Source organism: Caldalkalibacillus salinus, assembly GCF_016745835.1.
GTDB lineage: Bacteria > Bacillota > Bacilli > Caldalkalibacillales > JCM-10596 > Caldalkalibacillus_A > Caldalkalibacillus_A salinus.
In genome coordinates, this window is the sequence record NZ_JAERVL010000024.1 from 1 (window position 1) to 25260 (window position 25260).

The window sequence follows — 25260 nt, forward strand, 5'->3', positions numbered from 1 at the left end:
TATAGCCATACAATTAAGGTTCCTTTGCTAAATACGAATAAAAAGGATGAGTTGTAATTAATTGTTCGGAAATCGGGTTGACTGTATACGCCCCCTTTGTTACACTTTAGGTGTAAGATGTTCTGACAAGATTAAACAAAATTCTACTATAAAATGTATACCTCGTATATCGTCGAGAATAGGGCTCGAAAGTTTCTACCCAAAGACCGTAAATTTTTGGACTACGAGGGAAAGAGAATCTAGGGTTCCATGATCTCTCTTTATTCGATGAGGATGAGATTGTATGGTCCAAGCGATTCAAGTATGCGATTAAGCATATGACACCGAAGGGATAAAAGCCCAGGCGGGTAGGTTTCTCTTGTAATGAGATCTACCCGTCTTTTTTAATGCCAAATTATAGTACAAGTTGAGAGAGGTGAAACAATGAGTGCTGTTGTGGGTGTCATTATGGGAAGCACCTCAGATTGGGAGACAATGCAACATGCATGTCAGATCTTAGAGGAACTGGATATTTCTTATGAAAAGAGAGTTGTTTCTGCTCATCGTACTCCTGATGAAATGTTCCAGTATGCTGAGCAAGCCGAAGAGAGAGGGATAAAAGTTGTAATTGCAGGTGCAGGAGGTGCTGCACATTTACCTGGTATGGTCGCTGCAAAAACTCCCCTACCCGTCATAGGAGTCCCGGTGAAGTCTTCTTCTCTAAACGGGCTGGATTCTTTGCTATCTATTGTGCAAATGCCGGGTGGGGTTCCTGTTGCAACCGTGTCGATAGGTAAAGCAGGAGCCATCAATGCAGGACTTTTAGCTGCAAGCATGCTTGGCGCAAACGATTCAGATCTATTAACAAGATTAAAGGAGAGAAGAGACCAGATCAGACAACGTGTGTTGGATGAGGCTGAGCTCGCTAACTATGAGATTAACCTCTAATGATAGGACTGTGAGTGACAAAAGTATGCAAGTATTTGAACCAAAAAGTCAAATAGAAACGTCTGATAACATCGCAACGAAGGACCAAGATGATAAGCACAATGCCAGTAAAAGGACACTACCTCCTGCCACAATCGGTATATTGGGAGGTGGGCAGCTTGGTAGAATGATGGCGCTTGAAGCGCGTGAGATGGGATATCGGATTATGACGCTTGATCCTACGTTTGACAGTCCGTGTGCTCAGGTTGCTGACTCGCATGTACAAAAACCCTTTAACAGTGTTGAAGGAGCAATAGAGCTAGCAGAACAAGCAGATATCATCACTTATGAATTTGAAAATATAAGCGCAGAAGTCGCCCACCATCTTGAGAAAACGAGTCATATGCCACAAGGGTATCGATTGTTATATGCCACTCAGAATCGGATACGAGAAAAACAGGCGATAGAAAAGGCTGGAGTGAAAGTCGCCCCATATTACAAAATACAAGATGAGGCCGATTTACACGAAGGCCTAGAACAATTAGATTATCCGGCTGTTTTAAAAACAACTGAAGGTGGTTACGACGGAAAAGGACAATTGGTCATACGTGCTGAGGAAGACTTGTTGCACGCCATAGATATGGTACGTCAAAGTAAACAACCATTAGTATTAGAACAATGGGTAGCATTTGAAAAAGAAATATCTGTCGTTATCGCTCGTAACCCTAATGGCGAAGTTGCGACCTTTCCTGTGGGCGAGAACATACACAGAGAAAATATATTGCACGCAACAATTGCCCCGGCAAGAATTAGTGAGTCTGTTCAAAAACAAGCGCTCAGTGTGGCAAGAAAGTTAGCACAGACGTTTGAATTGGTGGGACTGTTAGCAATAGAGATGTTTGTGTTGCCAACGGGAGAAGTTCTTGTAAATGAATTAGCGCCAAGGCCGCATAATTCAGGACACTATACTCAACAGGGGTGTATGACTTCACAGTTTGAACAACACGTGCGTGCCGTTTGCAATCTGCCTTTAGGGGCGACAGATCTTCACACACCGACAGTAATGGTAAATATACTTGGCGAACATCTAGACGATGCTGTTGGTCAACTCACACAGATGTCTAGTCACATGAAAGTGCACCTTTATGGTAAAAAGGACGCAAAGCCTAAGAGGAAAATGGGGCATTTAAACGTCACTGCTAATACGATTGAAGAGGCATTTTCTCAAATAAATCATCTTCAGATTTGGGACCCTATAGAGTAACACTAACACTAAGCTTACTTTAAAAATATAGAAAAATAATAGTCCAAAAATTATACCCGTAGTCCAACTGTAGTCTAAAATAATACATGTAGCTGACAATAATACATGTAGTCTAAAATAATGGTTAAGCCATGGAACTTTAAAAAGTAATATAAAAATGAAACGAGTATGTAACGGGAGGTTTTTTAACATGATTGAACGTTATACACGACCAGAGATGAAAGCCATCTGGACGGAAGAAAATAAATTTAAAGCATGGTTAGAGGTTGAAATACTAGCCTGTGAAGCATGGTCTGAGCTAGGGCACATTCCCAAAGAAGATGTCAAATTAATTAGAGAAAATGCACGTATTAACGTAGACCGCATTTTAGAAATAGAAGAGGAAACAAGACATGACGTGGTTGCTTTCACTCGAGGAGTGGCTGAAACACTAGGCCCAGAGTCTAAGTGGGTGCATTACGGTTTAACCTCTACAGACGTGGTGGACACGGCCTTGGGTTATATACTCAAACAGGCGAATGACATTCTATTTAAAGATTTGGAACAGTTTGTCGAGGTGCTAAAAAATAAGGCTCTTGAGCACAAATACACGGTCATGATGGGAAGAACACATGGTGTGCACGCTGAGCCTACGACCTTTGGTGTGAAGATGGCCCTTTGGTATGAAGAGATGAAGCGTAATGTAGCGCGCTTTAAAGACGCTGCACAAGGGGTAACGTTCGGTAAAATGTCTGGCGCTGTAGGTACTTTTGCAAACATTGACCCTTTTATAGAAGAATACGTGTGTGAAAAGCTTGAACTTCAACCTGCCCCCGTTTCTACTCAAACCTTACAACGGGATCGTCATGCTCATTATCTTAGCACGCTAGCGCTGATCGCCACTTCACTCGAGAAGTTTGCTACCGAAATTAGAGGTTTACAAAAGAGCGAAACGAGAGAAGTCGAAGAGCGTTTTGGTAAAGGTCAAAAAGGTTCATCAGCAATGCCACACAAACGTAATCCTGTCGGTTCAGAGAATATCACAGGGTTAGCGCGCGTGGTTCGAGGGCATATGGTGTCAGCGTATGAAAATGTTCCTTTATGGCATGAGCGTGATATTTCTCATTCCTCAGTTGAACGCATTATCCTACCCGATACAACCATACTTTTAAATTACATGCTTAATCGCTTCGCCAAAATCGTGGATGAGTTGACAGTTTTCCCTGAAAATATGGAGCGTAACATGGATCGAACGTTTGGGCTCATCTACTCTCAACGTGTATTACTAACACTGATTAACAAAGGTTTAAAACGTGAGGAAGCGTACGATTTAGTGCAATCGAAGGCGATGGAAGCGTGGGAGAATCAGACATCATTCAGAGGGCTACTAGAAAAAGAAGATAAGATTACAGACACTTTGAGTCCTGAAGAGCTTGATGAATGTTTTGATTATCATCACCACATGCAGCGTGTCGATACCATCTTTAAGAGAGTGGGACTTGAATAAAAGAGCAGCTGAACAATATTGTGTAAAAGGTGATCAGAGAATCTTAAACAAGGGGGAGTGGAGATTGAACAGAGGGCCATTATTATATGAGGGGAAAGCCAAACGTATTTATCAAACTGACGAAGCATCTATCGTCTGGGTTGAGTATAAGGACGATGCTACCGCTTTTAACGGAGATAAAAAAGGGGCCATTAAAGAGAAAGGTGTTTTAAATAATCGTATTAGTGGCTTATTTTTTAAATACTTGCAGGAAAAAGGTATCTCTACACATTTTGTGCAACAGTTGTCAGAACGAGAGCAATTAGTACAAAAAGTAGAGATTATTCCCGTCGAGGTCGTTGTACGCAATAGAGCGGCTGGGAGTATGGCCAAACGATTAGGCCTTGAAGAAGGGACTCAGCTACCTTTTCCAATTGTTGAATACTACTACAAAGATGATGCACTAGGTGATCCTTTGATAACGGAAGCGCACGTTCACGTTTTGGGGTTAGCGACTGAGGACCAACTTCAGAAGATGAAAGAGGATGCTTTACAGATTAATCGTCATCTACAGGACTTTTTATTACAAAAAGATATTGAGTTAATAGATTTCAAGCTTGAGTTTGGGCTAACGTCATATAATGATGTGATTCTCGCAGATGAAATCTCCCCTGATACCTGTCGCTTTTGGGATGTACACACTCAGAAGAAACTAGATAAAGATCGGTTTAGACGTGATTTAGGAGATGTAGAAGAGGCTTATGAAGAAATCCTAACGAGACTTGGAGGGTACGAGAATGTTTAAAGTCATGGTTCATGTCACGCTCAAGGAAAGTGTTCTTGATCCGCAAGGGAGTGCGGTGAAAAAGTCTTTACACACGATGCAGTACGAAGAGGTGCAGGACGTGCGTATAGGTAAATATATGGAGTTAGATATTCAAGCGGATAGTGAACAAGCAGCGAGAGCACGTGTCACAGAGATGTGCGAGAAACTGCTATCTAATCCTGTAATAGAAGACTACGAGATTCAGATACAAGAATGTCCACAACAAGTGACAGGAGGATAAAACCATGAAATTTGCTGTTCTTGTCTTCCCCGGTTCGAACTGTGATGTTGATATGTACCATGCTATCAAAGACGGTTTACAAATGGACGTCGATTACGTTTGGCACCATCAAACGGACTTGAGTGCTTATGACGGTATCCTCTTGCCCGGTGGTTTCTCTTATGGAGATTATCTGCGCTCAGGTGCTATTGCCAGATTTGCCCCTGTTATGGGTGAGGTCCAGAAAGCAGCGAAGGAAGGAAAACTCATCCTAGGTGTGTGTAACGGGTTCCAGGTGTTACTAGAAGCGGGTTTACTACCTGGAGCCATGCGTCGTAATGACAGTCTTAAATTTAGATGCTTTCATACACCATTAGAGGTTGTGAACAATCAAACGGCCTTCACTACTCAGTACGATCAAGGTGAGATTATATCTATTCCTATTGCCCATGGAGACGGGAATTATTACTGTGACCCAGCTACTTTACAAGACTTAGAGAAAAACAATCAGATTGTGTTCAAGTATCAAGAAAATCCGAACGGGTCAGTAGCCGATATCGCGGGTGTCATTAATAAACAAGGTAACGTACTAGGGATGATGCCACATCCTGAGCGGGCTGTAGAAACATTACTAGGATCCGCTGACGGTAAAAGATTGTTTACGTCCATTTTAGCGAATTGGAGGGAACGTCATGTCACAAACGTATGAACCAACACCAGAACAAATAGAAGCTAAACGGATGTACGCTGATATGGGGTTAACGGATGAGGAATATGCGCTAGTCATAAAGCTTCTGGGTAGAAAGCCCAATTACACTGAGACAGGACTTTATAGTGTCATGTGGTCGGAACATTGTAGCTATAAGAACTCAAAGCCTGTGCTTAGAAAGTTCCCAACTGAAGGAAAGCAAGTGTTACAAGGGCCGGGAGAAGGCGCTGGCATCGTTGATATTGGAGACGGGCAGGCCGTTGTCTTTAAAATAGAGTCGCATAACCACCCATCCGCAATTGAGCCTTACCAAGGGGCGGCAACTGGTGTGGGCGGCATTATCCGCGACGTTTTTTCTATGGGAGCGAGACCTATTGCACTATTAAACTCATTACGATTTGGAGAACTAGACTCTGCTAAAGTCCGTTACCTCTTTGAACATGTGGTCGAGGGGATCGCAGGCTATGGCAACTGTATCGGTATCCCAACTGTGGGTGGAGAAATTTATTTTGACCCGTGCTATGAAGGGAACCCGTTAGTGAATGCCATGTGTGTAGGGATTATAGAACAAGATAAAATCCAAAAGGGTGTGGCCAAAGGAATTGGTAACCCTGTGATGTATGTCGGGGCGAGCACTGGCCGCGACGGGATACACGGCGCAACATTTGCCTCCGAAGAGTTGAGTGAGCAATCGGAAAGTAAACGTCCAGCCGTTCAAGTCGGAGACCCTTTTATGGAAAAGCTACTAATCGAAGCGTGTTTAGAGCTTATTGATACTGGTGCTGTCCAAGGAATTCAAGACATGGGGGCAGCAGGGCTCGCGTCGTCCAGCTCTGAAATGGCGAGTAAAGCGGGGAACGGTATAGAGCTTGACCTCGACCTCGTACCCCAACGGGAAAAAGGGATGTCAGCATACGAAATGATGCTTTCTGAATCCCAAGAGCGAATGCTCGTTGTGGTCGAAAAAGGAAGAGAGGATGAAGTGAAGGCCATCTTCGATAAGTGGGGATTGCATTCAGCAACCGTCGGCAGAGTGACCGACACAGGCAAATTGCAATTAAAGCATAAAGACCAAATTGTAGCGGATGTGCCTGTTGATAGTTTAGCTGAGGACGCACCGGTGTATCATAAGCCGTCAAAAGTCCCTACCTATTATGAGACCTTCCAACAGTCTGAATCCCCAGCCATAAAGGTTGAATCACTGAAGGACAGCTGGCTTGATCTCATGGCCTCTCCAACGATTGCAAGTAAAGAATGGGTCTATCAACAGTATGATCATATGGTACGGACAAATACGGTTGTCTCACCAGGCTCTGATGCGGCGGTACTCCGTATCCGTGATACACGCAAAGCACTAGCGATGACGACAGACTGTAATGCCAGATATATTTATTTAGACCCTGAGGTAGGAGGCGCGATAGCCGTAGCCGAGGCTGCACGCAATATTGTTTGTTCCGGTGGTCAACCATTAGCTATTACAGACTGCTTAAACTTTGGAAACCCGGAACATCCTGAAATCTTCTGGCAGTTTGAAAAAGCGGTGGATGGTATGAGTGCAGCTTGTCATAAGCTAGATACGCCTGTGATTGGGGGCAATGTTAGCTTATACAATGAACGTAGTGGCATGGCCGTTTACCCCACACCTGTCGTCGGTATGGTTGGATTAATTGAAGATGTTGACCACATTACAACACAGGGGTGGAAAAAAGCGGGAGATGTGATCGTCCTACTCGGTGAAACACAGTCGGAATTTGGCGGTTCTGAGATCCAAAAGAAAGTGGATGGAGACATTTCTGGACGTCCGCCTGTTCTAAATTTAGAACGTGAGGAAGCTGTTCAGGCACTGACGCTTGAAGCCATTAAAGCAAACTGGGTATCTTCGGCACATGATGTGGCTGAAGGTGGCTTAGCTGTAGCGTTAGCGGAATGTGCGATAAGTGGAGAGAAAGGAGCCTCTGTTACCATCGATACGGACCTTGATCCAACCGCCCTGTTATTCTCTGAAAGTCAGTCTCGTATTCTCTTAAGCATAAAAGAGGAAGCTGTGACGTCATTCATAGAAAAGGCACAAGCGCATGGTGTTAAAGCATCCGTAATTGGAGAGGTAACCGATACGCCGCACATTGACGTCCACGTACAGGGTGAGCCAGTCGTTACAGCCTCTTTAGATGAATTAAAAGCAGCTTGGGAGGGAGCGATCCCATGTTACATGACAACGTAAAGGCCATAAATACAGCATCTAAGACGTCAGAAATAAAGTCTGCGGCAATAGAAGACGTGAAGACCGGAGACGTTAGTCAGTCAGGTAGTATCGTCAACGCCCATTCAGCCCATTCAAAAATGTCGATACTTCAGCAAGACGAGTGGGACATGGATAAGCTTAATGAAGAGTGCGGTGTATTTGGTGTCTACGGACATCCACAAGCCCCGGAATTAATCTATTACGGCTTACACGCCCTGCAACATCGGGGCCAAGAAAGTGCGGGGATTGTGGCTTCAGATGGTGAAAGTTTTACCCATCACAAGGGCATAGGGTTAGTCACAGAGGCTTTCGCAGATAATGCTTTATCCAAATTAACGGGGAACAAAGCGATCGGTCACGTGCGTTATACGACAGCGGGTGACAGTCGTTTAGAGAATGCCCAGCCACTAATATTTAAATATAAACACGGTAACCTTGCCCTCGCGCACAACGGGAACTTGGTCAACGCGTCCCAAATAAGAAGCTATTTAGAGCGACAGGGTTCAATTTTCCAAACGACAAGCGATACGGAAGTCATTGCTCACTTGATTGCGCGTTCCGGGTACGACCAGATTGAAGAAGCGATCAAAGAAGCTTTAAGTATGATAAAAGGTGCCTATGCGTTGCTGATAATGACAGAGAACAAGTGTATTGCCGCTTTAGATCCTAACGGCTTAAGGCCATTATCTATAGGTAAAATCGGGGATGACTACGTCTTTTCCTCTGAGACATGTGCGTTTGATGTCACTGGAGCGGAATACTATCGTGAGGTTGAACCGGGAGAAATGGTCATCATAGATGAAGACGGCTTGCGTTCGGAACGTTTCACACCACAAACACAACAACGTTCGATTTGTAGCTTTGAATATATTTATTTTGCACGTCCGGATAGTAACTTAGATGGCATTAACGTCCACACGAGTCGCAAAAGGTTAGGGAAGCAACTGGCGCGAGAGTTTCCTGTGGACGCTGACGTTGTGACCGGGGTACCCGATTCTAGTATCTCAGCTGCTATCGGCTACGCAGAGGAATCAGGTATACCTTATGAACTAGGGTTGATTAAGAACCGTTACGTTGGGCGTACCTTTATTCAACCGAATCAAGCATTACGCTCCCAAGGCGTCCGTATGAAACTGAGTGCGGTACGCAAGGTTGTGGAAGGCAAGCGCGTGGTTATGATCGATGACTCTATTGTACGCGGTACAACGAGTGGAAGGATCGTCAAAATGCTACGGGAGGCAGGAGCCACGGAGGTTCATGTGCTCATAAGCTCACCCCCCGTGAGAAACTCATGTTATTACGGCATTGATACGTCTACACGCGAAGAGTTGATCGCCTCTAAAAAATCAGTCGATGACATTCGTGACTATATTGAGGCTGATACGTTGACGTATCTAAGTGTAGAAGGCATGATTGAAGCCATCGGTCGGGAGGATGACAACCCGAATCGCGGACACTGCCTGGCTTGCTTTACTGGAAAGTATCCGACTGAAATTTATCCTGATAGCTTAAAGCCTTACGAGAAAGTATAGAAAGGGGCGTTTGAAGTGAGTGACGCATATAAACAAGCAGGCGTAGACATCCACGCGGGCTATGAGTCGGTCTCACGGATGAAAAAGCATGTACAGAAAACGATGAGACCTGAAGTTTTAGGCGGATTAGGGAGCTTTGGGGGCATGTTTGAATTACCAGTGGATCGTTATGAACAACCCGTATTAGTGTCTGGCACTGACGGTGTGGGGACAAAGCTTAAGCTGGCCTTTGACCTCGACCGCCATGATACCATCGGGATTGATGCAGTGGCTATGTGTGTGAATGATATTATCGTGCAAGGAGCCGAACCCCTTTACTTTCTAGACTATATCAGTTGTGGCAAGCTCGTCCCTGAAAAAATTGAAGACATTGTTGCGGGTATTGCTAATGGCTGTGCACAAGCGGGCTGTGCGCTTGTAGGTGGAGAAACGGCTGAAATGCCCGGATTCTATCCAGACGGGGAGTATGATATTGCTGGATTTGGTGTAGGTGTCGTAGACAAGAAGGATATCATTGATGGGTCTTCCATTGAACCAGGCGACCTACTCATAGGCTTACCCTCAAGCGGATTGCATAGTAATGGATACTCACTTGTACGGAAAATTTTATTGGACACACATCATATGGATTTAGAAGCACCTGTCGTCACACAACCGGGTAAAAATGTCGATACTTTAGATGACATTGATGGTCCGCGTCCAACCTTAGGAGACACGTTGCTCACCCCCACTCGGATTTACGTCAAACAGGTGCTAGCACTATTAGAATCCTTTAATATTAAAGGCATGGCCCATATCACCGGTGGTGGATTTTATGAAAATATACCGAGGATGTTACCTAAGCATGCTCAAGCAGAGATTGATGTCGGCTCTTGGCCAGTACCCGATATATTCACCTTGCTCAAAGATAAAGGAGATTTAACAGCGCAAGATATGTTTAACACGTTCAACATGGGGATCGGCTTTGTGTTGTGTGTCCCTAACGAAGAAGCTGTTGATGTCATACGCCGTGTTAAAGAGCTGGGTGAAGAAGCTTACCTACTCGGGCGTATCGTTAAAGGCCAGCAAGAAGTAACATTAGCTGGGGTCCAATGGGGGACAACATGACGAGAGCGAATGGAGAAGTGCATTATCATTCTATGAGTCTATGCTACCTCACCAGTGTCGCTCAAAGGAGGCAACCTAAGTGAAGCGTATCGCCGTATTCTCATCGGGCAGCGGATCTAATTTTGAAGCGATAGCCAAATATTTTGAGGAAAAAGCTAACATAAAAGTCGCCTTGCTCGTGTGTGACCAACCACAAGCTTATGTGATTAAGAGGGCCGAACGTTTCGGTATCCCTACGCATGTCGTTTCTCCTAAGGATTTTTCTTCTAAACAGGCGTATGAAGAGGATGTTTTGAATCAGTGTGCATCATATAAGGTTGATTTTATTGTATTGGCCGGTTACATGCGTCTGATCGGATCAACGTTACTACGTCCATATAGCGGAAAGATCATGAATATCCACCCTTCTCTACTCCCTGCTTTTCCGGGTAAGGATGCGATCGGGCAGGCCTTGGCGGACCGCGTAAAAGTGTCTGGCGTCACCATTCATTTTGTTGATGAAGGCATGGATACAGGTCCCATCATTGCCCAACAAGCGGTGAACGTTGAACCTGAAGATAATCATGAAAGTTTGGGAGCAAAGATACAACAGGTGGAACATGCCTTGTATCCTAAAATTGTAGAACAATGTGTGCAACAAGAAGTCTTTTTAGAGGGGGGACAAGTCCAATGGCAAAGATAAAAAGAGCACTGATCAGTGTGTCAGATAAAACAGGTATTGTACCTTTTGCTAAACAACTAGCAGACAAAGGTGTTGAGATCATATCTACCGGCGGGACAAGTCGTTTATTACAAGATTCAGGTGTGGATGTCATTAACATTTCTGAGGTCACCGGCTTTCCTGAAATACTTGATGGGCGAGTAAAGACGTTACACCCGCGTATACACAGTGGTATTTTAGCCATGAGAGGGAGCGAGACACATCAACAGCAATTGGCTGAACATCAAATCACGCCAATCGACTTAGTGGTTGTGAATTTATACCCGTTTTCGGAAACGATCGCAAAGCCGGATGTGACTTTCGCTGATGCCATTGAAAATATTGATATCGGTGGGCCTTCGATGTTACGCGCGGCAGCTAAAAACCATGCTGATGTCACAGTGATTGTCGACCAGAGTGACTATGAAACAGTGTTAACAGACATTGAACAACATGGGAACACCACAGAAGAGACACGTCGCGCGCTGGCTGCTAAAGTATATCGTCACACGGCTGCTTATGATAGCTTAATCGCTTCTTATTTGTCTGAAGAAGTAGGGGAGGAAGCGCCGGAGAAACTATCTGTGACTTTTGAGAAGGTACAAGACTTACGCTATGGTGAGAACCCTCACCAGAAAGCGAGTTTTTATCGCACGGCGCAAAAAGTACCAGGTTCTCTCACCAGTGCGGAACAGTTACACGGCAAGGCGCTCTCGTATAATAACATCAATGATGCGGATGCTGCACTCAGTATGGTGCGTGAGTTTACAGAACCCACAGTGGTGGCTGTCAAGCACATGAATCCTTGTGGAGTAGGGACGGCTCAAACGATTGAAGAAGCTTATGATAGAGCGTACGAAGCGGACCCTGTGTCTATTTTCGGAGGGATTATCGCAGCCAACCGGCCTATAGATGAACGTACGGCTCAACGCATGCATGAAATCTTTTTAGAGATTATCATTGCACCCGACTTTACAGCGGAAGCACTTAACATTTTACAACAGAAGAAGAATATTCGCTTACTAAAAATTAAGGATATTGTTCCGTTTAAGGTACCAGTTCCGCGTTACCAAACGATTGTTGGAGGATTACTCGTCCAAGACCAGGACGTAAAAGACATTAAGGCAGATGACTTACAAGTTGTGACTGAACGACAACCGACGGAAGAGGAGATCGAGCAATTGCTTTTCTCTTGGAAAATCGTCAAGCACGTCAAGTCCAATGCAATTGTACTAGCCAAGGATAGTCAGACGGTTGGTGTGGGAGCAGGACAAATGAATCGTGTGGGGGCTGCCAAAATCGCGATTGATCAGGCGGGAGTGAAGAGCAAAGGGGCTGTATTAGCGTCAGACGCTTTCTTCCCTATGCCAGATACTGTTGAAGAAGCAGCCAAATCAGGCGTGTCAGCGATTATTCAGCCCGGTGGTTCGATTAAAGACGAAGACGTCATCAAGGAAGCGAACAATCATGGGATCGCGATGGTCTTCACGGGTGTACGTCACTTTAAACACTAAACAACATACTGTCCGGAGGAGGAGAGCTATGCTATGAAAGTCCTAGTCATCGGCCAAGGTGGACGAGAACATGCGATTGCTTGTCAGTTAGCTCAAAGCCCAAGCGTGTCAAAAATATTTGTAGCCCCGGGTAATGCGGGGATGGGATCAATTGCTGAGCTCGTGCCAATCAAAGAAAACCAAATGACAGACTTACTCAATTTTGCCCAAGAGAACAAAGTAGACCTGACCATCGTCGGTCCTGAGGTTCCCCTAACGGATGGGATTGTTGATCATTTTCAGCAAGCGGGCTTACGTGTATACGGTCCAACCAAAGCGGCAGCTATGATCGAAGGAAGTAAGTCCTTTGCCAAACATCTCATGAAAAAATATGATATCCCTACGGCCGAATATGAGGTCTTTGATAATAAAGAGGGCGCTCTAGCGTACGTGGCTGAAAGGAAAACCCCTATTGTGATCAAAGCGGATGGTCTTGCTGCCGGTAAAGGGGTGGTCGTTGCCCAAACGTCACAAGAAGCAAACGACGCGATTGAGGCTATGATGGGGGAAGGAAAGTTTGGCATTGCCGGCCATCAGGTCGTTATTGAGGAATATCTCCAAGGAGAAGAACTCTCTTTGATGGCTTTTGTAGATGGCCATGTTGTCGTACCTATGGTTCCCGCTCAAGATCATAAGCCCGTTTATGATGGTAACCAAGGGCCTAACACAGGAGGGATGGGAGCGTACTCACCCGTCCCACAATTTAATCGACAACGAGTGAACGAAGCCGTTGAAAATATTCTTAAACCGACAGCTGAGGCGCTGGTACAAGAGGGACGACCTTTTACTGGCATCCTATATGCCGGTCTGATGATGACACCTCAGGGACCAAAGGTGATTGAGTTTAACGCTAGATTTGGTGACCCGGAGACACAGGTGGTACTTCCACGTTTGGAAACAGACTTAATGGAGATTATCAATGCTTCCCTTGACCATCGGCTAGATGACATAAAAGTCAATTGGTCTGATGATGCTGTGGTAACGGTCATTTTGGCCTCAGAAGGATATCCTGGGTCATACCCGAAGGGACGTAAAATCCACGGCATTGATGAGGATCATCATGAAGAGGGGATTCGTATTTTTCACGCGGGAACCGCTCAGACTGAGGACGGATTAGTGACATCTGGAGGCAGAGTCCTCGCTGTGACAGCGAAAGTACAAAGTATTGCTGCTGCACGGCAAATGAGCTATGAAGCCGTACAAAAGATTCATTTTGAAGGGATGCATTATCGTCAGGATATAGGTGCTAAAGCCATAGGTCGCCTATAGTATATCGTATAAAACTGGATAGGCATCATGTGTTAGTCTTGTGCACATTTACTATACTGATACTATACCGACTATATTGAGGAGAGAAACACCGGGCAAAAAGCCTTGGTGTTTTTTCTTATGTGTTTTTTCCATTTCCTGACCGTGATATAGTAGAAAGAGAATACAAAGAAAACGCATACTTAAATAATGGAGGGGATGTCGCGTGAGATGTGTATGGTGTGAGCAGGATAGCGCTAAAAAAACAGTCAAAGACTGTACTTGGATAGATCCTACAGGCAAAGAGGTTTTGACAGTCAAAGAGGTACCTGCCATCGATTGTCCAACTTGTCAGGATGTTTATGTTGAAGATGAAGTGAATGAAGAGGTGGAAGCCGCTTTACATAGTGTCGAGCTAGATAAAATAGGGCTGACCTTTACTTATAGTACCCTCATGAATGCCCCACGAAAGAGTATCTTTGACCTTTTTCAAGAGAGTGAGTGACGCCAATGAGTATACGCCCCCAAACATTAGAACAGTACCAGTCCTTCATGCTGATAGCTCAACGAAAAAAGTCCCCGAGCCAATGGTTGAAAGGGGTGAACGTACTCAATGTATACACCGGTCAGGTCGAAACGGTGCATATTCATATAGCCGGAGACAGAATTGCCTATGTCGGTGAGAAGGAGCCTGTGGTCGGACCAGAAACAAAGGTAATTGAGTTACAACCTCACCAAGTGATTGTACCCGGTTATATTGAGCCACACGCCCACCCGTTTCAGTGGTATAACCCTTTTACTTGGGGAGATTATGTCTTAAAACAAGGGACAACAACCTCTATTAATGATAATATGTCATTGTTTAAGCATCTTACTGATGATCAGGCGTTGCAGTTTATCGAGCGTTTAGATGCGGAAGGCGATCATCTGTGGCTATGGTGGTCTCGTTTTGACGCACAGACGGCGTTCGACGAGAAGAGTCGCACACGTTTTGCACCATCCTCACTCCAGCGTTGGTTATCTCATCGCTTAGTAATACAGGGAGGCGAGTTTACGTCTTGGCCTCTTTTTCTAGAAGGTGATGTGCAACTCCAAGAGGCGATGCTTTTGACCAGACAAACGTATCAAAAAAGAGTTGAAGGCCACTTACCAGGGGCTTCAGCGGAAACACTAAATGCGTTAACGGCCGCGGGCATTGGAGCTGATCATGAATCCTTGAATGGAGAGGATGTGGTCAAACGTCTACGTTTAGGGTTATATGCCACACTGAGATATTCGTCCATTAGGCCCGATCTACCAGAACTATTAAAGGACATTCGCCAACATCCTGAGCTTAATACGAACCGGTTAATGCTAACGAATGACGGGTCCATGCCTTATTTTCTTGAAGGCTCTGGTTGTGATAATATGATTAGAATGGTTCTAAACGAAGGATTTGAACCAGCAGAAGCGTATCGCATGGCGACTTTAAATCCAGCGACGTATTATGGCATAGATTTATTACTTGGTGGCATCGCACCGGGGCGTTTGGCTCATCTCAATGTCCTTGAGTCCTTAGATGAGCCCACACCCACCCATGTTATGGTCGATGGAAAATGGGTCATACAAGATAAAAAACGACGTACATTGGCGGCAACACCACAATGGATTAAGGATCGTTTCTCACCTCTCCAACAAAACATAAATTGTGAAGTGTCTTGGTTAGAGCACATATGTGGAGATATTGGGGTCGAGCTCGTGAATGAAGTGATCACCCGCCCATATACGTACACTCCTGATAATGAATTGTCAGAAGATGAGTGTTACCTTTCCTTACTGACGAATGACGGCCGTTATATTTTAAATACGAGGATAAAAGGTTTTGCTCGTCATTTAGAAGCACTTGCGAGCACGTTTACCGTAACGAAGGATTATATACTGATAGGACGAGATAAAGAAAAAATGATCTCCGTGCTAAAAAGAACAATAGAAGAAGGGGGCGGGATACGCGCGCTTTTTGAGGATGGAAATGAGCAAGTCATTCCTTTGCCTCTAGCGGGTGGGATGAGCCCTGAACCTGTTGAGACACTCATCACTATGAGTCAAGATTTCATCGAAAAATTACAGCACGAAGGACACCCATTCAACGACCCTATCTATACATTGCTTTTCCTAACAGCGACCCATCTTCCATTCATTCGATTAACCGAACAAGGACTGTACGCCATAAAAGATAAAGAATGGTTAATGTCTTCTTTACGCCTGTAAAATTTAAAAGGGTCAAAAAAGGATTTTGCGCGTTAAATGACGAAAGGATAATATTAAACAGCGAGAGAGGTGTAAAGCGTGCTGAGAAGTGTATGGCATTATATGATCGTGCTTATTTTTATCATCATACTGGCGGGGTGTGGAGCCTCAGAACCAACGTCCACAGAGCCAGATGACGAAGAAACAGTGGAAGATTCTATGCAGGAGAGTGGACCAGAAGAAGTAGAGGAAGAGGAAGATGTTGTTTTTCCTTATACAGCACCTTTAACTGGTTTAGGCTCTATGACAGAATTAGATCAACGTATTGTGGCCGTGATGATTAATAACCATAGTAAAGCGCGTCCTCAAACCGGATTGGGAGAAGCTGATATGGTGTACGAGGTGTTATCTGAAGGGTATATTACGCGACTGATTGCTTTATACCATAGTCAGTCACCTGAAGTCATTGGGCCTGTTAGAAGTTTAAGACCGTACTTCATTGATATAGTCAATGGCTATGATGCGATTTTTGCTCACGCAGGGGGCTCCACAGAGGCCCTTAGTATTGTTCGGCAACGACATTTACCTTCTTTAGATGAGATTTATAATTCAGAAAGGTCCTTTTACAGAGTTGATTTTAGAAAAGCACCACACAATTTGTACACCAACCTAGATCTGTTAAGAGAAGGTGCCGAGTATCGTGGATTCAGAGAGGACTCTGAGATCCCAGGTTTACTATTTAAGGAACCTGAAGAAGAGATGGAAGGGACATCGGCTGATGAAATAGATATCCTATACGCTGACTCTTACTCGGTATCTTATCACTATGATGAGGAGACGGAGTTGTACACTCGGCATGTTCAAGGTACACCACATCTAGATAGAGAAACGGAAGAACCTTTGACGATGACCAACGTATTTGTCATTGAGACTAGCCATAGGATATTGGATAATGAAGGGCGACGCGCCGTAGATGTCATGAGTGAAGGGAAAGGTCTCCTTTTCCAAAAAGGTAAAGTAATCGAATGTGAGTGGAGACGTGTCGATGGTGTCATACGACCATTTGTTGATGGACGAGAGATCGGTTTGTACCCGGGCAAAACATGGGTTAACATTGTACCTAACAGTCCAGGATTGGACCATTATGTGAATGATAATCGAGAGGATACATCTTCTACAGATCATGAATAAATGAGTTTATGTTATGGAAAGGAGGAATCGAGGTGCAGTTAGACAAGCTGAGAGGAAAAGAATTAGACCAGTTATTTAGAGCAGTACTGTCCTTGAAAGATATTGAAGATTGTTATGTGTTTTTTGATGACCTTTGTACGGTGAATGAAATTCAATCTCTTGCTCAACGCTTAGAGGTGGCCAGAATGCTCAGAGAAGGTTACACCTACCATAAGATAGAAACTGAAACGGGGGCGAGTACAGCTACGATATCACGAGTGAAACGTTGTCTGAATTACGGCAATGACGGGTATACGCTAGCATTAGATCGCCTTGAGGAACGAGATCAAGAGGAGAAATAATATCTATATACCTAAAAATAGTAACAGGTCTAGCCATTCTTCTAGGGCTAGACCTGTTTTTGTTTTTGTTGGTGTCTTGCTGAAAGAAGGGGTATGTAACGCGTTAGATGACCCATTCGCCATTTCGCATGAGTGCTATACGCTGTCCGTCTAATGTCTCGCCGTCCACATTCATCTCGGCTGATCCCATCATAAAATCGACGTGAATAAGACTATCGTTGCCTCCTTTTTGTGCTAAATCCTCCTTATCCATTTTTGTGCCACCTTCTATACAATTAGGGTAAGTGGCGCCTAGGGCGAGGTGGGAAGAAGCGTTTTCGTCGTATAAGGTATTATAAAAAATAAGCCCTGATTGTGATATAGGTGAACTGTGAGGGACCAACGCGACTTCGCCAAGTCTACGGGCGCCTTCATCAGTATCAAGTAGGTCTTTTAAAATGTTATAGCCTTGCTCGGCGTCGAAGTCTACGACTTTTCCGTCCTTAAAGGTGAGTTGGAATTCATCGATGAGATTGCCACTGTAGTTTAAAGGCTTTGTACTTTTAACCGTCCCGTTGACACCGTCCTTATGCGGCATCGTGAAGATTTCCTCAGTGGGCATATTCGGAACGGTAAAGACGCCGTTTTGGCTTTTTTCTCCACCACCGAGCCACACGTGTCCTTGTGGAAGTTCAATTGACAGGTCTGTGCCCGGTCCTGAGTAATGTAACTTAGCAAATTTTTTGTCATTCATATATTCTACTTTTGACTTCAGGGTTTCAAGATGTTGGTGCCAAGCGTGTACGGGGTCATCTTGGTCAACTCGGGTAATGCTAAAGATAGATTGCCATAGCTTCTCAATACGCGCCTTCTCTGAAACATCAGGAAAGATTTTTTTGGCCCAATCTTTTGTCGGTACAGATACGATAGACCAACTTACTTTACTGGATTTAATGTATGTACTAAATGTATACATCGCTTTCGCTCTGGTTTTGTTTGCCGTGGCCACTTTTTTGGGATCCACTTCTTTTAACAAATCAGGATTTGAAGCATGGATCGTGAGGAAGGCAGCATCGTCTTCAGCCATTTCTTCAAAGCCCTTCGCTTTCCAAGTTGGGAATGCTGTGAAGGCTTCATCAGGGGCGTGTTGAAATTTTAACAGTGTTAAGGTTTCATCGTTCCATTCTACGTGTACGTTTTTAGCACCAGCTTGGTAAGCCGTTTTAGTTACTTTATGTACGAAGTCAGAGGCTTCAATCGGTGCGTTGATCACGAGGGTTTGTCCCTGTTGAATATTGACCCCTACTTTAACGGCAAGTTCAGCGTATTTCTGTAGATTTGTCTCAAATGTGTTTTCAAATTCACTCATCATTAACCCTCCATTGTCTCATTCATTTTTAACATTTTATCATATGTCAGGGATGTGTCACTAATGTGGACATAAGGATGAGCCAAGAGCCACGCACATACGTTTGTGTTTCCCTTTTGCTTCCTCCCCTAATTTGATATAATTCGTATGTATGTATGTGAGGAGGCGTCAAAATGATGGATGAACATAAATGGTCACACGCCTTTAAGCTAGACCCCGATAAATACATATCCGATGAAGATTTGGAGCGTATTTGTGAATCGGGAAGTGACGGCATTATTGTCGGTGGCAGCAGTGGTGTGACCTTTGATAATACAATAGATTTGTTAGGCCGCATACGGCGTTATGCTATTCCGTGTGTGCTAGAGGTGTCCAATCGGGAGGCGATTGTACCTGGTTTTGATCATTATTATATCCCCTTTGTGCTTAACGCGCAGAATCCAGAGTGGATCATCGAGCCTCATGTTCAGGCGGTCAAAGAACTAGGTACCATCATTCCTTGGCAAGATGTATCCCTAGTCGGTTATTGTGTCCTTAACCCGAAGGCGACAGTGGCTCGTATGACAGATAGTCGTACATCATTAGATGCTGAAGACGTGATTGCCTATGGACGTTTTGCCCAGCATTTATTACATTGTTCATACTTTTATATTGAATACAGTGGCACGTTTGGTGATATGGATTTGGTTCGTCACGCCTATCAATCATTTAAGAAAGACGGGGATATGCATATTTTGTATGGTGGAGGAATTAAATACCCAGATCAAGTCCAACAAGCCGTCACTGTTTCTGATACAGTCGTGGTCGGCAATATCATATATGAAGACATCAGGGCAGCCATTCAAACTGTGAAGGAGGTCAAAACGACATGAATCCAACCACAACTAGGTTATTAAATGGCCTAAACGAACAGCAAGCGAAAGCCGTACAAGAAACGAACGGTCCATTGCTCTTGATTGCAGGAGCAGGAAGTGGGAAGACGCGGGTTTTAACCCATCGCATCGCCTACCTCTTAGCTGAGAAAAGAGTCACCCCCTGGAATATCTTAGCCATCACATTTACGAATAAAGCGGCGAGGGAGATGAAGGATCGTGTAGCTGGATTAGTTGGCCCAGTTGCTGAAGACATCTGGATTTCTACTTTCCATTCTATGTGTGTGCGGATTCTTAGAAGGGACATTAACCGGCTGGGGTATAATCGGAGCTTTACCATACTAGACAGTACGGATCAACTTTCAGCGATAAAAGACACGATGAAACGACTTAATATTGATCCGAAAAAATTTGACCCGAAAACGATTCGCGGGACGATTTCACAATACAAGAATGAATTAAAGACACCCCAGCAAGTGAGCCAGCTGGTAGGCAACTACTATGACCAGGTCGTTGCTCAAGTGTATGAAGGATATCAGAAGATGCTCCAAGCCAATTCCTCTTTAGATTTCGACGATCTCATTATGGTCACGGTCAGACTGTTCAAGGAAGTTCCTGAAGTACTAGAATTTTATCAAAGAAAGTTCCAGTATATTCACGTCGACGAGTATCAAGATACAAACCGTGCCCAGTATATGCTCGTGAGTATGCTAGCCGATCATCACAGAAACATTTGTGTTGTGGGGGACAGTGATCAGTCCATTTATCAATTCCGTGGGGCGGACATTAGCATTATTTTATCGTTTGAAGAAGACTACACGGATGCCAAAGTCATTAAGCTAGAGCAAAACTATCGCTCCACAAAACGAATTTTAAAAGCGGCGAATGAAGTTATTAAATATAACAGCAGTCGTAAAAAGAAGAACTTGTGGACAGATAACGAAGAAGGGCCCAAATTATCTTATTTTCGCGGAGAAAATGAACATGATGAAGCGTATTTTATCACGCAAAAAATCAAAGATGCCTTGCTAGATGGAAAAAACTACAAAGACGTAGCCGTATTATATCGCACGAACGCGCAATCCCGTGTGATTGAGGAAGTGTTCTTAAAATCCAACATTCCATATCAAATCGTGGGTGGCATTAAGTTCTACGATCGCAAAGAGATCAAGGACATCTTGGCTTATTTAAGACTCATTTCTAATCCCGATGATGATACGAGCTTGAGAAGGATTATTAACGTCCCGAAGAGAGGAATAGGGCAAACCACCGTTGATAAGCTATCTGCCTACGCTGGAGAAAAAGGCATCTCGATGTATAAAGCACTCGGTGAAGTGGATTTTATCGGACTGAATGCCAGAGCCACTAATAAACTCGCTGATTTTTATGGTTTACTCAAGAACTGGGTTCAAATGGTGGACTACCTTTCAGTCACGGAGCTTACTGAAGAAGTCCTCAATCGCTCGGGCTATCGTGAAGAGCTCAAAAAAGAAAACTCCATAGAATCCCGTTCTAGACTAGAGAATATCAACGAGTTTATATCCGTTACCATGGAATTTGAACAGAAGAGCGAGGACAAAACATTACTGGCCTTCTTGACGGAGCTGGCCCTCGTCGCTGACATTGATCAGGTTGATGAAGGGGAGGACGCGAACAACAAAGTGATCCTGATGACCTTGCATGCGGCTAAAGGGTTAGAATACCCGATCGTCTTTTTAGCAGGTATGGAAGAGGGGATCTTTCCTCATAATCGCTCGCTTATGGATGAGAATGAGATGGAGGAAGAACGGCGTCTCGCTTACGTTGGCATTACCCGTGCTGAAGGAGCGCTCTACTTGACAAACGCTAAAATAAGAACGATTTACGGGAAACGAGAGCTGAACCCTGAATCTAGATTTTTACGTGAGATACCAGAGGACATTATGGAAAAAGTTCACGATGAAGAGGCGTCGCAGCAAGCGAGGCCCATCGGTTTGTCGCAACAGCTTGGAGATGGTGCAGGCACTCGTCCATCCCAGAAGACGACACGCATGTCGCCTGCACGTCCACAATCGTCAGGTGCTCAAGGCCTTGGTTGGAATGTTGGGGATAAAGCCCAGCATAACAAGTGGGGCATCGGAACGGTTGTGAGTATGAACGGAGAAGGTGACGACCTTGAACTCACGATCGCATTTGAAAAACCGGTCGGATTAAAAAAACTTTTAGCCAAATTTGCCCCTATATCTAAGGCTGAGTAATGTCGTTGTAGAGGCATAGTATAATGTAAGCGTATATAAGGTGCACTATATGCAGTAAGATAGAAATGTAGAGATAGCGTCTGAGAGACGATAGATTCATTGGTTCCATGTTATGAAGAAAGAGGGAGATTGCGTTGAATAAAGAACAAGCGCAAAAACGTATGGAAGAACTATATGCTCAAATCGAAGAACATAACTATCAGTATTATGTTTTAGATCGCCCGATTGTCACAGACCAAGAGTATGATCACATGATGCAAGATCTCATACGTCTCGAGGCAGAGCACCCTGACCTTAAAGCGCCCCATTCGCCAACAGAGAGAGTAGGGGCTGAACCTTTGCCTCATTTTCAAAAAGTCACACATGACATTCCAATGCTGAGCTTAGGGAACGTCTTTGACGAAAGCGAGTTAAGAGATTTTGATCGACGCGTCAGGCAGGGGATCGGCCAGGAAAATATAGAGTATGTTGCAGAGCTGAAAATAGACGGATTAGCGGTGTCCTTACGTTACGAAGATGGTCAATTTGTAAGCGGCGCTACACGTGGAGATGGCACAACTGGGGAAGATATCACGCAGAATTTGAAGACGATCCGTGCGATTCCGCTCAAGCTACGTGAACCTGTCACACTTGAAGTACGCGGGGAAGCGTATATGCCTAAGCATGAATTTGAAAAGCTGAATCAAAGAAGAGAGGAAAAAGGTGAAGAGCTGTTTGCTAATCCTCGTAATTCAGCGGCAGGGTCTTTGAGACAGTTAGATCCTAAAATCGTAGCGCAGCGTCATTTGAGTATTTTTCTATACGGGATTGCTCAAGTCCAAGGGTTGGATATTCACTCCCACTCTGAGGGTCTAGAGGCCCTCGAAAGAATCGGATTGAAGACGAATCCAGAGACTAAAGTGTGCCATTCCGTAGATGAACTCTTAGACTATATTCAATATTGGACGGACCGTAGAGCCGAGCTTCCTTATGAAATTGACGGCATTGTCATTAAAGTGAATCATATTCAATACCAAGAGCAACTCGGCTTTACCGCTAAAAGTCCGCGTTGGGCCACAGCTTATAAATTCCCAGCGGAAGAATCGGTCACGATCCTTAAGGATATTGAAGTTAATGTAGGACGAACAGGGGCTGTGACGCCCACTGCCCTTTTAGAGCCTGTGAGTCTAGCTGGGACAACGGTGAAACGTGCGTCCCTGCACAATGAGGACTTAATAAGAGAGAAAGATATACGAATCGGGGACCACGTGGTCGTGAAAAAAGCGGGAGACATTATCCCTGAGGTGGTTGCCGTGGTAGAGGAACGTCGGGACGGGACAGAAAAAGAGTACCATATGCCGACGCATTGTCCAGAATGCCATGCAGAGCTTGTACGCATTGAAGAAGAGGTCGCTTTACGTTGTATTAATCCTAAATGTCCAGCCCAAATCAAAGAGGGAATGATACACTACGTATCTAGAAATGCTATGAACATTGATGGACTAGGGGAGCGTGTCATTATACAGCTATATGACCAAGGTCTTATCCGAGAGGTGGCTGATCTCTACTATCTTGATCGAGATGAACTCTTACAGCTCGAACGTATGGGGGAAAAATCTGTCGATAATCTCCTACATGCCATTGAACAAAGTAAAGAGAACTCTCTAGAGAAACTCATTTTTGGACTCGGTATCAGACTCGTTGGTGCGAAAGCAGCGAGACTCTTAGCAGCACAATTTGAGACGATGGATCGCTTAATGGATGCGACAGAAGAAGAGCTAGAAGCTATTAATGAAGTGGGGCCTAAGATGGCGGAGAGCATCGTCACGTACTTCGACAATCCGGAAGTATGCGCTTTGGTTGAACGGTTAAGTGTAGCCGGTGTTAACATGGCGTATAAGGGACCAAAGCTACAAGAGGCAGAAGCAGTTGACTCTCCTTTTGCTGGACAGACTGTGGTCATTACGGGCACATTAGAACATTTCAAACGTAATGAGCTGAAAGAACAACTTCAAGGCTTAGGAGCAAAAGTCACAGGAAGTGTATCCAAGAATACAGACATGCTCATAGCAGGTGAAAATGCCGGGTCTAAGCTAGATAAAGCGAATGATCTAAACGTAAGGGTCATTGATGAAAACGAGCTTATAAATCTGTTATCACCTCCTGAGTAATTATCGTATTGTGTGAGAGAAGAGAGTATAATAGCATTTAGTTCAGAACGAGTATGACCAGCGGTAAGTGCTGCCAGTTTTGATGAAAAAGAAAAGAGCATGCGTGCAGTATGCTCTTTTTCACTATTAGTTGTTTCTAAGGAGGGAGATTGATGAGGATCGTATCTATATGTCCGAGTAATACTGAGTTACTCGCTTATTTAGGTGCGGTACATGAGATTGTAGGAGTAGACAATTTTTCGGATTGGCCTAAGGAAATAGACCATCTTCCACGTTTAGGTCCAGACTTAGATATCGATATGGATGCTGTTGAGGAGCTTAACCCAGATTTAGTTGTCGCCTCTCTTAGTGTACCAGGTATGGAGAAGAACATTACACAGCTAAAGGAAAGAGGACTTTCCTATATCGTGCTAAATCCTAACAGTCTAGAAGATATTGGTGATAGTCTCCTTACTCTAGGGAAACGTATCGGACGTGAGGAAATAGCTGTCAACATTCGACAACAATACAGGCGTTTTATTGAATTATACAAATCAAAGTCTGAAGAGGTCACTCACCGTCCTCTTCTATACTGGGAATGGTGGGCGAAGCCCGTATTTACACCGGGAAGGAAAAACTGGTTAACAGATCTAAGTGAACTGGCAGGGGGACGAAACGCTTTTGCAACAGAGCCCCAAGCGAGTGTGCAGACCAGTTGGGAGGACGTGGCCAAACGAGATCCGGACCATATATGCTTAGTATGGGTAGGGGTCCAACAGAATCGAGTGAAACCAGCAATCGTTTATAAAAGGGTTGAATTTAAGGACATAACGGCTGTTAAAAGGAATCAAGTTCATGTGTTGGACGAACCTCTTTATTGTCGTCCATCTCCGAGACTGCTAACAGGACTGATGAAACTAGCGGCCCTTCTGCACCCTACTATTTACCCTGATTATGTAGAGGGTGATGAGTGGCAAGACATTCAGTGACAAAAATATACAAAAAATTAGTGTTTTCTTAATTTCAGAAAAATAAAAAATTAATAAAAATTGTAGGAATTATCCGTTTTATTTTGGTATAATGTTATAGTGTAGGACAGGGTACCTATTCTAGTAAGGGTCGAAATGACAAACAAAAGGGGGAA

General features: G+C 44.3%; 21 protein-coding genes and 1 riboswitch. Of the genes, 20 read left to right on the forward strand and 1 reads right to left on the reverse strand.

Translation table 11 applies throughout. The features are described 5' to 3' along the window. Positions 1-142: 142 nt before the first annotated feature. Positions 143-244, forward strand: a riboswitch (purine riboswitch). 179 nt (positions 245-423) lie between these two features. The 16 genes from purE to JKM87_RS13530 all read left to right on the forward strand — a co-directional run bounded on the left by purE (position 424) and on the right by JKM87_RS13530 (position 17530). After that, positions 424-927, forward strand: a complete 504-nt coding sequence (gene purE / locus JKM87_RS13455) for a 5-(carboxyamino)imidazole ribonucleotide mutase (protein WP_202080893.1) — start codon at positions 424-426, stop codon at positions 925-927. 25 nt (positions 928-952) lie between these two features. Then, positions 953-2170, forward strand: a complete 1218-nt coding sequence (gene purK / locus JKM87_RS13460) for a 5-(carboxyamino)imidazole ribonucleotide synthase (RefSeq protein WP_202080894.1) — start codon at positions 953-955, stop codon at positions 2168-2170. Between the two features lie 190 nt (positions 2171-2360). Beyond that, positions 2361-3656: an adenylosuccinate lyase gene (gene purB / locus JKM87_RS13465; protein ID WP_202080895.1), complete on the forward strand. Its 1296-nt coding sequence runs from the start codon at positions 2361-2363 to the stop codon at positions 3654-3656. Positions 3657-3720: 64 nt separating this feature from the next. Further along, complete coding sequence (gene purC / locus JKM87_RS13470; protein ID WP_202080993.1) at positions 3721-4440, forward strand: phosphoribosylaminoimidazolesuccinocarboxamide synthase; 720 nt, start codon at positions 3721-3723, stop codon at positions 4438-4440. Then, on the forward strand, positions 4433-4702 hold the full coding sequence (gene purS, locus JKM87_RS13475; RefSeq protein ID WP_202080896.1) for a phosphoribosylformylglycinamidine synthase subunit PurS: 270 nt from the start codon (positions 4433-4435) through the stop codon (positions 4700-4702). The genes purC and purS overlap by 8 nt, the downstream gene beginning before the upstream one ends. Before the next feature lie 4 nt (positions 4703-4706). Next, positions 4707-5390 (forward strand): phosphoribosylformylglycinamidine synthase subunit PurQ, encoded by a 684-nt coding sequence (gene purQ, locus JKM87_RS13480; RefSeq protein ID WP_202080897.1) that lies wholly within the window; start codon positions 4707-4709, stop codon positions 5388-5390. Then, complete coding sequence (gene purL / locus JKM87_RS13485; RefSeq protein WP_202080898.1) at positions 5374-7611, forward strand: phosphoribosylformylglycinamidine synthase subunit PurL; 2238 nt, start codon at positions 5374-5376, stop codon at positions 7609-7611. Before purQ ends, purL begins: the two co-directional genes overlap by 17 nt. Positions 7612-7760: 149 nt before the next feature. Continuing rightward, positions 7761-9164, forward strand: a complete 1404-nt coding sequence (gene purF / locus JKM87_RS13490; protein WP_419761866.1) for an amidophosphoribosyltransferase — start codon at positions 7761-7763, stop codon at positions 9162-9164. A gap of 15 nt (positions 9165-9179) precedes the next feature. Next, positions 9180-10271, forward strand: a complete 1092-nt coding sequence (gene purM, locus JKM87_RS13495; RefSeq protein WP_202080899.1) for a phosphoribosylformylglycinamidine cyclo-ligase — start codon at positions 9180-9182, stop codon at positions 10269-10271. A 79-nt stretch (positions 10272-10350) separates the two neighbouring features. After that, the gene (purN, locus tag JKM87_RS13500) at positions 10351-10953 is read left to right on the forward strand and encodes a phosphoribosylglycinamide formyltransferase (RefSeq protein WP_202080900.1); all 603 of its coding nucleotides are present in this window, start codon (positions 10351-10353) and stop codon (positions 10951-10953) included. Then, positions 10941-12485: a bifunctional phosphoribosylaminoimidazolecarboxamide formyltransferase/IMP cyclohydrolase gene (purH, locus tag JKM87_RS13505; protein ID WP_202080901.1), complete on the forward strand. Its 1545-nt coding sequence runs from the start codon at positions 10941-10943 to the stop codon at positions 12483-12485. Before purN ends, purH begins: the two co-directional genes overlap by 13 nt. A gap of 33 nt (positions 12486-12518) precedes the next feature. After that, entirely contained in the window at positions 12519-13793 is a 1275-nt protein-coding gene (gene purD / locus JKM87_RS13510; RefSeq protein WP_202080902.1) for a phosphoribosylamine--glycine ligase, read from the forward strand. A gap of 205 nt (positions 13794-13998) precedes the next feature. Beyond that, positions 13999-14277: a YokU family protein gene (locus JKM87_RS13515; protein WP_202080903.1), complete on the forward strand. Its 279-nt coding sequence runs from the start codon at positions 13999-14001 to the stop codon at positions 14275-14277. Positions 14278-14282: 5 nt separating this feature from the next. Further along, entirely contained in the window at positions 14283-16019 is a 1737-nt protein-coding gene (locus JKM87_RS13520; protein WP_202080904.1) for an adenine deaminase C-terminal domain-containing protein, read from the forward strand. 78 nt (positions 16020-16097) lie between these two features. Beyond that, on the forward strand, positions 16098-17189 hold the full coding sequence (locus JKM87_RS13525) for a DUF3048 domain-containing protein (protein WP_202080905.1): 1092 nt from the start codon (positions 16098-16100) through the stop codon (positions 17187-17189). A gap of 32 nt (positions 17190-17221) precedes the next feature. After that, positions 17222-17530 (forward strand): YerC/YecD family TrpR-related protein, encoded by a 309-nt coding sequence (locus tag JKM87_RS13530; protein ID WP_202080906.1) that lies wholly within the window; start codon positions 17222-17224, stop codon positions 17528-17530. A 103-nt stretch (positions 17531-17633) separates the two neighbouring features. Here the strand turns inward: JKM87_RS13530 and JKM87_RS13535 are convergent, their stop codons facing one another. Continuing rightward, positions 17634-18878 carry an aminopeptidase gene (locus tag JKM87_RS13535; protein WP_202080907.1) on the reverse strand — a complete coding sequence of 415 codons (1245 nt, stop codon included), beginning with the start codon at positions 18876-18878 and terminating at the stop codon, positions 17634-17636. Positions 18879-19051: 173 nt separating this feature from the next. Between JKM87_RS13535 and pcrB the strand changes: the two genes are divergently transcribed. From pcrB to JKM87_RS13555, 4 genes are all read left to right on the forward strand, one after another. Further along, the gene (pcrB, locus tag JKM87_RS13540; protein WP_202080908.1) at positions 19052-19750 is read left to right on the forward strand and encodes a heptaprenylglyceryl phosphate synthase; all 699 of its coding nucleotides are present in this window, start codon (positions 19052-19054) and stop codon (positions 19748-19750) included. Next, complete coding sequence (gene pcrA, locus JKM87_RS13545) at positions 19747-21987, forward strand: DNA helicase PcrA (protein ID WP_202080909.1); 2241 nt, start codon at positions 19747-19749, stop codon at positions 21985-21987. The genes pcrB and pcrA overlap by 4 nt, the downstream gene beginning before the upstream one ends. A gap of 134 nt (positions 21988-22121) precedes the next feature. Then, complete coding sequence (ligA, locus tag JKM87_RS13550; RefSeq protein ID WP_202080910.1) at positions 22122-24137, forward strand: NAD-dependent DNA ligase LigA; 2016 nt, start codon at positions 22122-22124, stop codon at positions 24135-24137. 152 nt (positions 24138-24289) lie between these two features. After that, positions 24290-25105 carry a cobalamin-binding protein gene (locus JKM87_RS13555; RefSeq protein WP_202080911.1) on the forward strand — a complete coding sequence of 272 codons (816 nt, stop codon included), beginning with the start codon at positions 24290-24292 and terminating at the stop codon, positions 25103-25105. Positions 25106-25260 lie beyond the last annotated feature (155 nt).